Annotated in this window: 16 protein-coding genes; 11 read left to right on the plus strand and 5 right to left on the minus strand. The window is 70.7% G+C overall.

Going from position 1 to position 13,339, the window contains the following annotated elements:
• The 5 genes from G3I40_RS10270 to G3I40_RS10290 form a co-directional block, all read left to right on the plus strand.
• Nucleotides 1-456 (plus strand): PfkB family carbohydrate kinase (locus G3I40_RS10270; RefSeq protein ID WP_239091650.1); only part of this gene is annotated, 456 nt, incomplete at its 5' end.
• Nucleotides 457-682: 226 nt separating this feature from the next.
• Nucleotides 683-2,767: a PhoH family protein gene (locus G3I40_RS10275; RefSeq protein ID WP_164301848.1), complete on the plus strand. Its 2,085-nt coding sequence runs from the start codon at nt 683-685 to the stop codon at nt 2,765-2,767.
• A gap of 12 nt (nt 2,768-2,779) precedes the next feature.
• Nucleotides 2,780-3,277, plus strand: a complete 498-nt coding sequence (gene ybeY, locus G3I40_RS10280) for an rRNA maturation RNase YbeY (protein WP_164301849.1) — start codon at nt 2,780-2,782, stop codon at nt 3,275-3,277.
• On the plus strand, nt 3,274-4,569 hold the full coding sequence (locus tag G3I40_RS10285; RefSeq protein WP_164301850.1) for a hemolysin family protein: 1,296 nt from the start codon (nt 3,274-3,276) through the stop codon (nt 4,567-4,569). The genes ybeY and G3I40_RS10285 overlap by 4 nt, the downstream gene beginning before the upstream one ends.
• On the plus strand, nt 4,566-4,922 hold the full coding sequence (locus G3I40_RS10290; protein WP_164301851.1) for an MmcQ/YjbR family DNA-binding protein: 357 nt from the start codon (nt 4,566-4,568) through the stop codon (nt 4,920-4,922). Before G3I40_RS10285 ends, G3I40_RS10290 begins: the two co-directional genes overlap by 4 nt.
• 213 nt (nt 4,923-5,135) lie before the next feature.
• Here the strand turns inward: G3I40_RS10290 and G3I40_RS10295 are convergent, their stop codons facing one another.
• Nucleotides 5,136-5,285, minus strand: coding sequence for a hypothetical protein (locus G3I40_RS10295; RefSeq protein WP_164301852.1), 150 nt, complete (start codon nt 5,283-5,285; stop codon nt 5,136-5,138).
• A 428-nt stretch (nt 5,286-5,713) separates the two neighbouring features.
• On the opposite strand from G3I40_RS10295, the gene G3I40_RS10300 reads away from it, so the two are divergent.
• The 4 genes from G3I40_RS10300 (at nt 5,714) to G3I40_RS10315 (ending at nt 8,098) form a co-directional block, all read left to right on the plus strand.
• Nucleotides 5,714-6,613 (plus strand): helix-turn-helix transcriptional regulator, encoded by a 900-nt coding sequence (locus G3I40_RS10300; protein ID WP_164301853.1) that lies wholly within the window; start codon nt 5,714-5,716, stop codon nt 6,611-6,613.
• 167 nt (nt 6,614-6,780) lie between these two features.
• Nucleotides 6,781-6,987 carry a DUF397 domain-containing protein gene (locus tag G3I40_RS10305; RefSeq protein ID WP_343244881.1) on the plus strand — a complete coding sequence of 69 codons (207 nt, stop codon included), beginning with the start codon at nt 6,781-6,783 and terminating at the stop codon, nt 6,985-6,987.
• A gap of 21 nt (nt 6,988-7,008) precedes the next feature.
• A complete protein-coding gene (locus tag G3I40_RS10310; RefSeq protein WP_164301855.1) occupies nt 7,009-7,362 on the plus strand; it encodes a cytidine deaminase in 354 nt (117 codons plus the stop codon).
• 364 nt (nt 7,363-7,726) lie between these two features.
• Entirely contained in the window at nt 7,727-8,098 is a 372-nt protein-coding gene (locus G3I40_RS10315; RefSeq protein WP_343244882.1) for a transglycosylase family protein, read from the plus strand.
• Nucleotides 8,099-8,114: 16 nt separating this feature from the next.
• Here the strand turns inward: G3I40_RS10315 and G3I40_RS10320 are convergent, their stop codons facing one another.
• Together G3I40_RS10320 and G3I40_RS10325 are read right to left on the minus strand one after the other, a co-directional pair.
• Nucleotides 8,115-8,453, minus strand: a complete 339-nt coding sequence (locus G3I40_RS10320) for a P-II family nitrogen regulator (RefSeq protein ID WP_164301856.1) — start codon at nt 8,451-8,453, stop codon at nt 8,115-8,117.
• Nucleotides 8,450-9,769 carry an ammonium transporter gene (locus G3I40_RS10325; RefSeq protein WP_164301857.1) on the minus strand — a complete coding sequence of 440 codons (1,320 nt, stop codon included), beginning with the start codon at nt 9,767-9,769 and terminating at the stop codon, nt 8,450-8,452. Before G3I40_RS10325 ends, G3I40_RS10320 begins: the two co-directional genes overlap by 4 nt.
• A 119-nt stretch (nt 9,770-9,888) precedes the next feature.
• Here G3I40_RS10325 and era point away from each other — a divergent pair, with 119 nt between their 5' ends.
• Nucleotides 9,889-10,839: a GTPase Era gene (gene era / locus G3I40_RS10330; protein WP_164301858.1), complete on the plus strand. Its 951-nt coding sequence runs from the start codon at nt 9,889-9,891 to the stop codon at nt 10,837-10,839.
• A gap of 22 nt (nt 10,840-10,861) precedes the next feature.
• Here the strand turns inward: era and G3I40_RS10335 are convergent, their stop codons facing one another.
• A complete protein-coding gene (locus tag G3I40_RS10335; RefSeq protein WP_164301859.1) occupies nt 10,862-11,716 on the minus strand; it encodes a helix-turn-helix transcriptional regulator in 855 nt (284 codons plus the stop codon).
• A gap of 127 nt (nt 11,717-11,843) precedes the next feature.
• On the opposite strand from G3I40_RS10335, the gene G3I40_RS10340 reads away from it, so the two are divergent.
• Nucleotides 11,844-12,698: an NAD(P)-dependent oxidoreductase gene (locus G3I40_RS10340; RefSeq protein ID WP_164301860.1), complete on the plus strand. Its 855-nt coding sequence runs from the start codon at nt 11,844-11,846 to the stop codon at nt 12,696-12,698.
• 125 nt (nt 12,699-12,823) lie between these two features.
• On the opposite strand, the gene G3I40_RS10345 is transcribed toward G3I40_RS10340, so the two are convergent.
• A partial coding sequence (locus G3I40_RS10345; RefSeq protein WP_164301861.1) for a GNAT family N-acetyltransferase occupies nt 12,824-13,339 on the minus strand: 516 nt, incomplete at its 5' end.

Consider the following 13,339-nt stretch of genomic DNA (forward strand, 5'->3'; position numbering starts at 1 on the left):
CCGCGGGCGGCCGCGCACGCCCTGACCGCGCACGTCCCGCTGGCCGTGGTGACCCTGGGCGCGGAGGGCGCGTACGCGGTGGACGGGCGGACCGGCGAGACGGCGTCCGTCCCCGCCATCGAGGTCGCGGCGCTCGACCCGACCGGCGCCGGCGACGTCTTCGTCGCCGGATTCGTGACGGGCACCCTGGCGGGCTGGCCGCTGGCCGACCGGCTCGCCTTCGCCGGACTCACGGCGGCGCTGTCGGTGCAGGAGTTCGGCGGCTCCCTGTCGGCACCGGGCTGGACGGAGGTCGCGGCGTGGTGGCGGCAGATCCAGGCCTACGAGGAGCGCGGCGACCAGGACCCGGCGGCCCTGGAGCGGTACGCGTTCCTGGAGCCGCTGCTGCCGGAGTCGACCCGCCCGTGGCCGCTCACCCGCGCGGTGCCGACGATCGGATTCGGGCGCTCGGCCTGAACCCTCCGGAGACAGGCGACCCGTCCGCCGGAACCGGCGCGGCGGCACCTGTCCGTCGACACCCCGCGCGCCTACGAGGAGGCGGTCACGGAGGATCACGGGCGCCGAACCGCGCCGGCGGCGTCCGGCTCGGGAAAAGCCTTCGGTCCTGTCAGTGGCGCGTCGTAGGCTTGAACGCATCAGACACCGGCTGTCACAAGGAGAATGCGGCCCTCAGAGCCCGCCCATGACGCAGACACCCTCCAGCACCAGCGCACGGTTCACGGTTCCGGCGAAGCACCCCATGGTCGAGGTGCTCGGCTCCGGGGACGCGCTGCTGCGAGTGATCGAGAAGGCCTTCCCGGAGGCCGACATCCACGTCCGGGGCAACGAGATCAGTGCGACCGGAGAGCCCGCCGAAGTGGCCCTCATCCAGCGACTGTTCGACGAGATGATGCTGGTCCTGAGGACGGGAGCCCCGATGACAGAGGACGCCGTGGAGCGCTCCATCGCCATGCTGAAGGCGACGCAGGGCGGTGAGGTCGACGGCGAGGAGACCCCCGCCGAGGTGCTCACGCAGAACATCCTGTCGTCGCGCGGCCGCACCATCCGCCCCAAGACGCTGAACCAGAAGCGCTACGTCGACGCCATCGACAAGCACACGATCGTCTTCGGCATCGGCCCCGCGGGCACCGGCAAGACCTACCTGGCCATGGCCAAGGCCGTCCAGGCCCTGCAGTCCAAGCAGGTCAACCGCATCATCCTGACCCGCCCCGCGGTCGAGGCGGGCGAGCGCCTCGGCTTCCTGCCGGGCACCCTCTACGAGAAGATCGACCCGTACCTGCGCCCGCTGTACGACGCCCTGCACGACATGCTCGACCCGGACTCGATCCCGCGGTTGATGGCGGCGGGGACCATTGAGGTGGCGCCGCTGGCGTATATGCGCGGAAGAAGTCAGCCAGTGTGGACCAATGTCCTGACGCCCGACGGCTGGCGGCCTATTGGCGGCCTTCAGGTTGGTGACCTGGTCGTCGGGTCCGACGGCGAGCCGACACCAGTGTTGGGCGTCTACCCGCAGGGTGAGAGGGACATCTACCGCGTCAGCGCCCAGGACGGTGCCTGGACCCTGGCGTGCGGCGAGCACTTGTGGACAGTCAGAACGCGTGACGACGCCCGCCGCGACAAGCCGTGGCGAGTCCTCGAGACCCAGGAGATGATCGGCAACCTGCGTGCGGGGCATGCGCACCGCTACGAGCTGCCGATGCTCACCGCGCCGGTGGAGTTCCCGGGGCGGGACGTGTCGATGGATCCTTACGCGCTGGGACTGCTGCTCGGCGACGGCTGTCTGACGGATTCCACCACGCCGTCCTTCTCGACGGAGGACCAGGAGCTCGCCGATGTGCTGGAGAACGCCCTGCCCGGCATCGCGGTGCGCCACAGGTCCGGCCCCGACCACGTCCTCGACCGGGTCAAGTCGCCCGGCGATGTGGTCACCATCGAGAATCCGGTGACCGCGATGCTGCGTGAGCTGGATCTGGTCGGCGCCCGTTCGCACTCCGAGTGCGTGCCGGACGACTACCTCTACAACTCCGCCGCAGTACGTCTCGCCGTGCTCCAGGGCCTCCTCGACTCCGACGGCGACCCCGTCACACAGGAGGACCGCACCTGCCGGGTCCGGTTCTCGACGGCGTCCGTCCTCCTGCGCGACGACGTCATCGCCCTGGTCCAGTCGCTCGGCGGTGTCGCCTCCACGCGACGACGACCGGCACAGGACCGCCGCGACACCCACGACGTCGACATCCGTCTCCCCGAAGGCATCGAACCCTTCCGCCTGGCCCGCAAGGCCGAGACGTACCGCGAGGCCGGCGGCGGCGGACACCCCATGCGGTTCATCGACTCGATCGAGCCCGCGGGCCGCGAAGAGACCGTCTGCATCCAGGTGGCGGCCGAGGACTCCCTCTACGTCACGCAGGACTACCTGCTCACGCACAACACCCTGAACGACGCCTTCATCATCCTCGACGAGGCCCAGAACACGAGCCCCGAGCAGATGAAGATGTTCCTGACGCGCCTCGGTTTCGAGTCGAAGATCGTGATCACCGGTGACGTGACGCAGGTCGACCTGCCCAACGGGACGAAGTCCGGACTGCGGCAGGTGCAGGACATCCTGGAGGGCCTCGACGACGTGCACTTCTCGCGGCTGTCGTCCCAGGATGTCGTGAGGCACAAGCTGGTCGGCCGTATCGTCGACGCGTACGAGAAGTACGACACCGAGCACGGCACGGAGAACGGCACGCACAAGGGCCGTTCCAGAGAGAACCAAGGAAAGTAGTCCAACAGCGCCATGTCGATCGACGTCAACAACGAGTCCGGAACCGAGGTCGACGAGCAGGCGATCCTCGACATCGCCCGCTACGCGCTCGCGCGGATGCGCATCCACCCGCTCTCCGAGCTCTCGGTGATCGTCGTGGACGCCGACGCCATGGAGCAGCTGCACGTCCAGTGGATGGACCTGCCGGGTCCCACGGACGTCATGTCCTTCCCGATGGACGAGCTGCGCCCGCCGGTGAAGGACGACGAGGAGCCCCCGCAGGGGCTGCTCGGCGACATCGTGCTGTGCCCGGAAGTCGCGAAGAAGCAGGGGGAGGACGCCCCCACGCAGCACTCCATGGACGAGGAGCTCCAGCTGCTCACCGTCCACGGAGTGCTGCACCTGCTGGGCTACGACCACGAGGAGCCCGACGAGAAGGCCGAGATGTTCGGGCTCCAGGCGGCCATCGTGGACGGCTGGCGTGCGGAGAAGGGGATGACCGGTCCTTCGCCGGCCCCGACCGTGTCATGAGCCTCTCCCTGATCGCCGGCGCCGTCGCGCTGGTCGTGGTCGCCTGGCTCGCCGCCTGCGCCGAGGCCGGCATCGCCCGGACGTCGAGCTTCCGCGCCGAGGAGGCCGTGCGGTCCGGGCGGCGCGGCAGCGCCAAGCTCGCCCAGGTCGCCGCCGACCCCACGCGCTACCTGAACGTGGCACTCCTGGTGCGGGTGGCCTGCGAGATGGCGGCCGCCGCGCTCGTCACGTACGCGTGCCTGGAGGAGTTCGACGCGACCTGGCAGGCGCTGCTCGTCGCCATCGGGGTCATGGTCCTCGTGTCGTACGTGGCCGTGGGCGTCTCGCCGCGCACCATCGGCCGCCAGCACCCGCTGAACACCGCCACCGCCGCCGCGTACGTCCTGCTGCCGCTGGCCCGGATCATGGGGCCCATCCCCCCGCTGCTGATCCTGATCGGCAACGCGCTGACCCCGGGCAAGGGGTTCCGGCGCGGGCCGTTCGCCTCCGAGGCCGAGCTGCGTGCCATGGTCGACCTCGCCGAGAAGGAGTCCCTCATCGAGGACGACGAGCGCCGCATGGTGCACTCCGTCTTCGAGCTGGGCGACACCCTGGTGCGGGAGGTCATGGTGCCGCGCACCGACCTCGTCGTCATCGAGCGGTACAAGACCATCCGGCAGGCCCTCACGCTCGCGCTGCGCTCCGGGTTCTCGCGCATCCCGGTCGTCGGCGAGAGCGAGGACGACGTCGTCGGGATCGTGTACCTCAAGGACCTGGTCAGGAAGACGCACATCAACCGGGACTCCGAGGCCGAGCTGGTGTCGACGGCCATGCGGCCCGCCGCGTTCGTGCCGGACACCAAGAACGCCGGGGACCTGCTGCGCGAGATGCAGCAGCTGCGCAACCACGTCGCCGTCGTCATCGACGAGTACGGCGGCACGGCCGGCATCGTCACCATCGAGGACATCCTGGAGGAGATCGTCGGCGAGATCACCGACGAGTACGACCGGGAGCTGCCGCCCGTCGAGGAGCTGGGCGACGACCGTTTCCGGGTCACCGCGCGGCTCGACATCGGCGACCTCGGCGAGCTGTACGGCATCGAGGAGTACGACGACGAGGACGTGGAGACCGTCGGGGGTCTGCTGGCGAAGGCGCTCGGCAGGGTTCCCATCGCCGGGGCCTCGTCCGCGGTGACCCTGCCGGACGACCGGGTGCTGCGGCTCACGGCGGAGGCCGCCGCCGGACGGCGGAACAAGATCGTGACGGTGCTCGTCGAGCCCGTCGGACCGGTGGGACCCCAGGAGGCGGAGTGACCCCGCAGGAGCTGCGCGCCCTGTGCCTGTCGTTCAACGCGACGGTGGAGGACTTCCCGTTCACTCCGCAGACCTCGGTCTTCAAGGTGCTGGGCAAGATGTTCGCCCTCAGCCACCTCGACGGGCAGCCCCTGACCGTCAATCTCAAGTGCGACCCCGAGGACGCGATCCGGCTGCGCCGGGAGCACGAGGGGCTGATCGTGCCCGGGTGGCACATGAACAAGCGGCACTGGAACACCGTGACCGTGGCAGAGCTCCCGGACCGGATGGTGAAGGAGCTGGTCGAGGACTCGTACGACCTGGTGGTGGCGGGGTTGCCGCGGGCGGAGCGGCTGCGGCTCGACCGCGCCTGAGCGGCGGTGCACGGCCCGCCGTGCGCTGCCCGTGCGCCCCGAAATGGCCCGACTGCCCCTCCCCAAGGAGGAGTCGTGGAGGCAGAATGGTGTGGCGGCGCCCCGCGACGCCACCGCTCCGGGCGAGCCTGCCAAGGGAAACTCGGAACGGCAGCGTCTGTCTAGGGTGTCCGTCGCTCTTGGCCCCGGCCCTCGGGTCGGGGCTGATTGCTGTCACACGTAGGGCAGGATCCACTCTTCGGCGATCTTGTGGATCGCGACGAGGAGATTGACCAGCGGGATGATCAAAGCCACCCGCTCGGCCCAGGTGCGCTTGGTCTTCTGCGGACGGACCCCTCCTTCCTCTTCTCGTGCGTCGGCCATGGCCTTCGACTCCTCTCCGCTACCGCTCGTCGCCGCGTCAAGTGCGGCGAACCCCGAACGGGTGCAATCAATGCGTGCCGGGTTCCTGTCCAAGTGCCGCTCAGGTGGCGGAGGTTGGGGCTGATGGATGATCAACTCCTCTGCTGATCTCGGGTGTTGACGGGTCGCACCTGTCGACGCTCTTCCGTCAGCGTAGGCCAGACGTGGCGATTGGGACAGTACCTATGCGGACTCTCCTCTATGGAGAGTCCCAATCTGCTACATGGCAGAGTGCGGAGTAAGGTTAGGGTGTGCGCATCACACCCGGTGTGCGGCGTGCGCACACCGGCTTGAGCGGTATTGAAGTGTCGCTACTAAGAGGTCTCGATGAGTCACATGTATAGCTGCTATGTTGCACAAAGCCGGATGCGGTCGGGGGTGAAGCAGTCATGGCGGTGACCAGTGCGGCGCTGCTGCGGCTGCAGCTGCGGACCGAGCTCCGCAAGGCGCGGATCGCGGCAGGTCTGACTCAGCGACAGGTCGCCGACCGGATGGAGTGGAGTCCCTCCAAGCTCATCCGGATCGAGGCGGGCGAGGTCGGCATCTCCGTCAACGACCTGCGGCCGCTCGCCGCGGCCTACGGCATCTCGGACCGGCGCAAGCTGGAGGAGCTGCTCGACATGGCCCGCGGGAGCCGGCGCATGCCGTTCACCGAGTACCGGGACCTGTACAGCAAGGACTTCATGCAGCGCCTCGCGCTGGAGTCGGCGGCGTCCGCCCACCGGCAGTTCGCTCCGCTGGTCCTTCCGGGTCTGCTGCAGACCGAGGAGTACATGCGGGCCGTGATCACCGCGTACGGCAAGGACGCGCCCGACGAGGACATCGACCGCATGGTCGAGTCGCGCCTCGCGCGCCAGGAGGTGCTGGAGCTGGAGGACGGGCGCGAGTTCAGCTTCGTCCTGGACGAGTCCCTGCTGCGTCGCGTGACGGGGGGCCGTGGGGTGATGCGGGCGCAGCTGGAGCATCTGGCCGAGCTGTCCGCGCGTCCCCAGGTCACCATCCAGATCCTGCCGTTCAGTGTCGGCGCGCACCCCGGCGTCCAGGGCCCGTTCACGTTGTTCGAGTTCCTGACCGAGGGGATGGAGGACTCGCTGTTCCTGGAGGACTCCCGTGGCGTGACCATCGCGTCGACCTCCGCGGAGGAGACCAGGCAGTACCTGGAGCGCTTCTGGGAGCTGGAGGACCTGTCGCTGAAGGACGGGGTCGGCGTGGTGCTGCGGCGTCTCGCGGAGCGCGTCGAGGAGGGAGGGGACGAACTGGAGGGGCTGCTGCAGCAGGACCCCGCCTGAGCGACCGCCGTCGCCAACTTGCCGTGATCGACGGCAAGTTGGCGGAAATTGTCATGCCTGCGTGCATGGTTTCTGCACGTACCATGAGAGGTCTGCCGTGTGATCCACGGCGGCTTCACGGGGGACGCCCCCGGCTGGGCGGTCCACAACCGGGGTGGAGGTCGAGGGTGACTCAGGCACGGGCAAGGGCATGGGCGTGGCGCAAGAGCAGTCGATCGGTGAACAAGGACGACTGCGTCGAGATCGCCAGTACGGGCGTCGGGATCCGCGTCCGCGACTCCAAGCGCCGACGGGGCGGTGTGATCGCCGTCGCCCCCGCCGCGTGGGACTCCTTCCTGGGGTTCCTCGGCGACCCGCGGGACGGGCGCCCCTAGCCCGCTCCTTATGCTCACCCCATGACTGAGAGCACCGACCTCGGCCCCGAGGACCGCAAGATCGTCACCCTGGCCCGCTCCGCGCGGGCCCGCAACGGTGTGCCCGAGGGTGCGGCCGTGCGGGACGAGACGGGGCGTACGTACGTCGCGGGCACCGTCGCCCTCGACTCGCTGAAGCTGAGCGCGCTGCAAACGGCCGTCGCCATGGCGGTGGCGTCCGGCGCGCAGTCCCTGGAGGCGGCGGCCGTGGTCTCGGCGGCGGACGCCGTCGCGGCCGAGGACCTGGCGGCGGTGGGGGATCTGGGCGGGGCCGGGACGCCGGTGTTCCTCGCGGCGACGGACGGGACCGTGCGGGCCTCGGTGGCGGCCGGCTGACCCTCCCCGTGCGGGAGGCGTGGGTCACAGCATCTGCCGTTTCCCCAGGTGGGAGGCGATTGTGGCGTGGCGCACGTGAAGACGCTCACGTATGTGCCGGTTCGGGACTTTGGTCCCGAACCGGCACTTTTGCGTACAGGCCGTACGGGACACGGGCTCCAGCGGCCGGGGACGGGCCCCGGGGCCGCGACAGCGCCGCGTGCGGGTGGGACCAAAGTCCCGTCGGTGGGACTTGTGGCCCCTGGGGCGAGCCCCGGGCCGACGGTCATGGTGGAGCAGTTGCCAGGCGCCGATCGCGTTCCGACAGCGTCCCGTCCCACGGGAGGCGCCCTGGCCGTCCCCGTCTCCGAACAAAGGTTTCTACGTGTTCTCCACCGTGCGTTCCATCCGCCCCGCCCGTGTCCGTCGCATCGCCGCCGCCACCGCCCTCGCCGGCGCCAGCGGCGTGCTGGTCATCGCGGGCACCGGTTCCGCCTCCGCGGCGCCCGCCGCGGCCCCGACGGGCTCGTGGGACTCCGTGGCTCAGTGCGAGTCCGGCGGCAACTGGGCGGCGAACACCGGTAACGGCTTCTCCGGCGGTCTGCAGTTCACGCAGTCCACCTGGGCCGCGTACGGCGGCACCCAGTACGCCGCCAACGCCCACCAGGCCAGCAAGGGCGAGCAGATCAACGTCGCCAACAAGGTCCTCGCCAGCCAGGGCAAGGGCGCCTGGCCGCACTGCGGCGTCAACCTCTGACACCGCCGGTAGCGACTCAGACGGCGTCGGGGCCCCGCTCGCCCGTCCGCACCCGCACCACGGTGTCGACGGGCACGGCCCACACCTTGCCGTCACCGATCTTCCCCGTCCGCGCGGCCCGCACGATCGCGTCCATCGCGGGCTCGGCGTCCTCGTCGCCGACGACGACCTCGATGCGCACCTTCGGCACCAGGTCGACCTGGTACTCGGCGCCCCGGTACACCTCGGTGTGGCCGCGCTGGCGCCCGTAGCCGCTGGCCTCCGTCACCGTCAGCCCCAGCACACCCAGCTCCTGCAGTGCCGTCTTGACCTCGTCGAGGCGGTACGGCTTGACGACCGCGGTGATCAGCTTCATGGCGCGACCTTTCGGGCAACGGGAGCGGTGGCGGGGTGCGTGGAGGCACTGAGGACGCCGTGATCGTAGCCACTCTCCGCGTGCACCGTCTGGTCCAGGCCCGTCATCTCCTCCTCGGCCGAGGCCCGGAAGCCCATCAGCTTGTCGAGGGCCTTCCCGATCCCGTACGTCACGAGGAACGTGTACGCCGCCACGACCAGCACGGCGAGCAGCTGCTTGCCCAGCTGCCCGAACCCGCCCCCGTACAAGAGCCCCTGCTTCGCTGTCGACCCCGTCATCGCGGACGTCGCGAAGAGGCCGATGAGGACCGTGCCGACCACACCGCCGACGAAGTGCACGCCGACGACGTCCAGCGAGTCGTCGTAGTCGAAGCGGAACTTCCAGGCGACGGCGTACGAGCAGACGACCCCGGCGGCGAGTCCGACGACGGCCGCGCCGAGGACGCCCACGACGCCGCACGCCGGGGTGATCGCGACGAGCCCGGCCACCGCGCCGGACGCGGCGCCGAACGTCGTCGGGTGCCCGTCCCGCTTCTGCTCCACGAACAGCCAGCCGAGCAGGCCCGTGCAGCCCGCGATCAGCGTGTTGAAGAGGGAGGCCGCTGCGAGGCCGTTCGCGCCGAGGGCCGAGCCGCCGTTGAAGCCGAGCCAGCCGAACCACAGCAGGCCGGCGCCCATGATCACCATCGGCAGGTTGTGCGGGCGCATCGCGTCCTTCTTGAAGCCGATGCGCGGGCCGAGGACCAGGCACAGCGCCAGACCGGACGCGCCCGAGGCGATCTCCACGACGAGCCCGCCCGCGAAGTCCAGGGCGCCCAGGCGGTTCGCGATCCAGCCGTCGGGCCCCCACACCCAGTGCGCCACCGGGACGTATACGAGCAGCGCCCACACCGGGACGAAGACGAGCCAGGCCCCGAACTTCGTGCGGTCCGCGACGGCCCCGCTGATCAGCGCCGCGGTGATGATCGCGAAGGTCAGCTGGAAGGTCGTGAACAGGAACGTCGGGACCGTGCCGGTGACCGAGTCCGGGCCGACGCCCGCCATGCCCGCGTGCTCCAGGCCGCCGATCAGACCGGCGAAGGAGTCGTCGCCGAAGGCGAGCGAATACCCCGCGACCAGCCACACCACCGTGACGAGCGCGATCGACACGAAGCTCATCATCAGCATGTTGAGGACGCTCTTCGCGCGGACCATGCCGCCGTAGAACAGGGCGAGGCCCGGCGTCATCAGCAGGACGAGCGCGGTCGCGGCGAGCAGCCAGGCGGTGTCGCCCGTGTCGAGTGCGGAGGCTTTCCCGGCGGCGAGTGTCACGGTCATCGGGACAGCGTCACGGGCCCGCGTTTCCGAACTCCTACCCCGGCGTTTCCGCCGTGTTTCGTGTTGCTTCGCGGTTACCGGAACCTCACGGTGCTGCGCCGCCCCCGGCATCAGGGACAATGGGCGCCATGAGCGTTCACACCCCCGCACCCGGATCCGCGCACCGCGCCGGCTTCGCCTGCTTCGTCGGCCGCCCCAACGCGGGCAAGTCCACCCTCACGAACGCTCTGGTCGGCAAGAAGGTGGCGATCACCGCCGACCAGCCGCAGACCACGCGGCACACGGTGCGCGGCATCGTCCACCGTGCGGACGCGCAGCTGATCCTGGTGGACACCCCGGGACTGCACAAGCCGCGCACGCTGCTGGGCGAGCGGCTCAACGACGTGGTCCGCACCACCTGGGCCGAGGTCGACGTCATCGGCTTCTGCCTGCCCGCGAACGAGAAGCTCGGCCCCGGCGACCGGTTCATCGCCAAGGAACTCGCGTCCATCAAGAAGACGCCGAAGATCGCGATCGTCACCAAGACGGACCTGGTCGACAGCAAGGCCCTCGCCGAGCAGCTCATCGCCATCGACCAGCTCGGCAAGGAGCTCGGCTTCGAGTGGGCGGAGATCATCCCCGTCTCGGCGGTCGGCGACAAGCAGGTGGATCTGCTGGCCGACCTCATCGTGCCGCTGCTGCCCGAGGGCCCCGCGCTCTACCCCGAGGGCGACCTCACCGACGAGCCCGAGCAGGTCATGGTCGCCGAGCTGATCCGCGAGGCCGCGCTCGAAGGCGTACGGGACGAGCTGCCGCACTCCATCGCCGTCGTGGTGGAGGAGATGCTGCCGCGCGAGGACCGGCCCGCCGACAAGCCGCTCCTGGACATCCACGCCTTCGTCTACATCGAGCGGCCCAGCCAGAAGGGCATCATCATCGGCCCGAAGGGCAAGCGGCTCAAGGACGTCGGCATCAAGTCCCGCAAGCAGATCGAGGCGCTGCTCGGCACGCCGGTCTACCTCGACCTGCACGTGAAGGTCGCCAAGGACTGGCAGCGCGACCCGCGCCAGCTGCGCAAGCTCGGCTTCTAGCGCCTTCGTTCTGACGGGTGCCCTACGGGCTGCTCGGATTGTTTTCCGGGCTGCTCGGGGTGAAGTCCTGGAGCCCTATCACCCGCAGCAGCTCAAGGCGCTCGTACGTGTCCGTGCCCGGGCGCGCCGAGTGCACGACGAGCCGCTGGCCGCCGTCGTCGCTGAGCAGCACCTCGCAGTCCAGGTCCAGGACGCCGACCACGGGGTGCACGAACCGCTTCGTCGACGCACGGCGCACCGCCACCTCGTGCAGCGCCCACAGCGCGGCGAACTCCTCGCTGGAACCCAGGAGTTCGGCCACGAGCGCGGCGGGACCCGGGTCGTCGGGGCGGGCCGCGACGACGGCCCGCAGGCCCGCCACGTGCGCGCGGCCGTGCTTCTCGTAGTCCTCCGCGGGGATCAGGGAGCGCACGGCGGACTCCGTGAAGTAGCGGCGGATCATGTTCTCGCCCGTGCAGTCGCCGGACAGGGCGACCGCCATCGTGTTCTGCGCGAGCACCTCGCCCCAGTCACTGATCACCTGGGCCGGGACGTCGTGCAGCCGGTCCAGGATCAGCAGCAGCCCCGGCCGGACGTGGCCGCAGGAGGCACCGGGCCGGGGCGGCTCCTCGCCCGCCAGGTGGAACAGGTGGTCGCGCTCGTCGGCGGTCAGCCGCAGCGCACGGGCCAGCGCGGTGAGCATCTGCCGCGACGGATGGGAGCCGCGGCGCTGCTCCAGACGCGTGTAGTAGTCCGTGGACATCCCGGCGAGCTGGGCCACCTCCTCGCGGCGCAGCCCCGGCGTACGGCGCCGGGCGCCCGTGGCCAGGCCCACGTCGGAGGGCGCCAGGCGGGTACGGGCGCGGCGCAGGAAGTCGGCGAGTTCGATTCGGTCCACGCCTCCAGGGTGCCTCGGGTCCCCTCCCGTATCCAGGGAGCGCCGGTCCCTGGACAAGCGCGTCTCTCCCGCCGCGACGACCTTTCCCGGACGGTTGTCACATGGCTACGACAACGAGGAGGCGGCCATGCTGACATTGGTGACAGGCGCTACGGGCCAGGTCGGGCGGCGGTTCGTGCCGCGGCTGCTGCAGGATGCGCAGGCCGGGGACGAGGTGCGGGTGCTGGTGCGGGACGCGGCGCGCGGCGAGCGGTTCGCCGCGCTCGGGGCCCAGGTGCTCGTCGGGGACCTGCGCGACGCGGAGGTGCTCGGCAAGGCGACCTCCGGGGTCGACGCGGTGGTGAACGTCGCCGCCGCGTTCCGCGGGGTGCCGGACGAGGAGGCGGTCGCCGTCAACCGGGACGCGGCCGTCGAGCTGGGCCGGGCCGCGGTGGCCTCCGGCGTGCGACGGTTCGTGCAGGTCAGCACGGGGCTCGTCTACGGTGCCGGGCGCGGGCGGCCGCTGGTCGAGGGCGACGAGACGGTACCGGGCGGCGCGCTGTGGGGCGCCTACCCGCAGTCCAAGTGGGAGGCGGAGCAGGCGCTGGTCGCCCTGGACGGCCTCGACGACCTGCGCATCGGGCGGCTGCCGTTCGTGTACGGCGAGGGGGATCCGCATCTCGCCGCCGCGCTGCAGTGGGCGCCGAACTGGCCTGCCATGCAGCGCCTGCACATGGGGCACCACGTGGATGTCGCGCAGGGGCTGCGGCGGTTGCTGTACGCGCCGGGGGCGAGCGGTGTCTACAACATCGCGGATGACGCGCCGGTGACCACGGTGGAGGTGTTCCAGGTGAACGGCGTGCCGGTTCCTCCGGAGGTTTACGAGAAGGTGGATGCGGATCCTTGGCACGGGGTGATGTCCACGGGGCGGATTCGGCGGGAGCTGGGGTATCGGCCGGTGTTTCCGTCGGTCTGGGCGGCTCGGGACGCCGGGGTGCTGTAGGAGCTCGGGGCTCTGCCCCGGACCCCGCTCCTCAATCGCCGGAGGGGCTTGATGGGCTCGCCGGAGGGGCTTGATTGGGGTGGGGTCGTTGGTGGGGCTTGGGGCTCTGCCCCGGACCCCGCTCCTCAATCGCCGGAGGGGCTTGGGTGTGCGGGGGTCGCTATCAGGGCTGTGGCTGTGGGGTGGAAGCCCAGGCGTTCGTAGAGGCGGGCCACCTCCTTGCTGCCGGCCGACAGGAACACCGTGGAGACGCCGGAGGCGAGCGCCTCCGTGACGAGCGCCGCCGTCACGGCGATGCCGAGGCCCCGGCGCCGGGCGGCAGGCAGCGTGCCGATGCCGGCGATCTCCGTGACGTCACCGACGGGCATGTGCATTCCGGAGCTGAGCACGACCCCGTCCTCGACGGCCGCGGCCACCACCGAGAGGCGCTTGCGGACCCGGTCCTGGGCGGCGGCCACGGAGCCGTCCGCGGCCCGCGCCGTGATCTCCGCGGTGAGTTCGGCGGCCCCCGCCGGGCCCACCGCGGTCCCGGGGTGGGCGAACGCCACGTGGCCCAGCGCCAACGCCCCCGCCAGGAAGGGGTCCTGGGCATCGAGGACGCGGACCAGCGGGTGCGCGGCGCCCGGGGTGAAGGCCGCGGC

The sequence above is a fragment of the Streptomyces sp. SID14478 genome (genome assembly GCF_010548525.1).
Classification (GTDB): domain Bacteria; phylum Actinomycetota; class Actinomycetes; order Streptomycetales; family Streptomycetaceae; genus Streptomyces.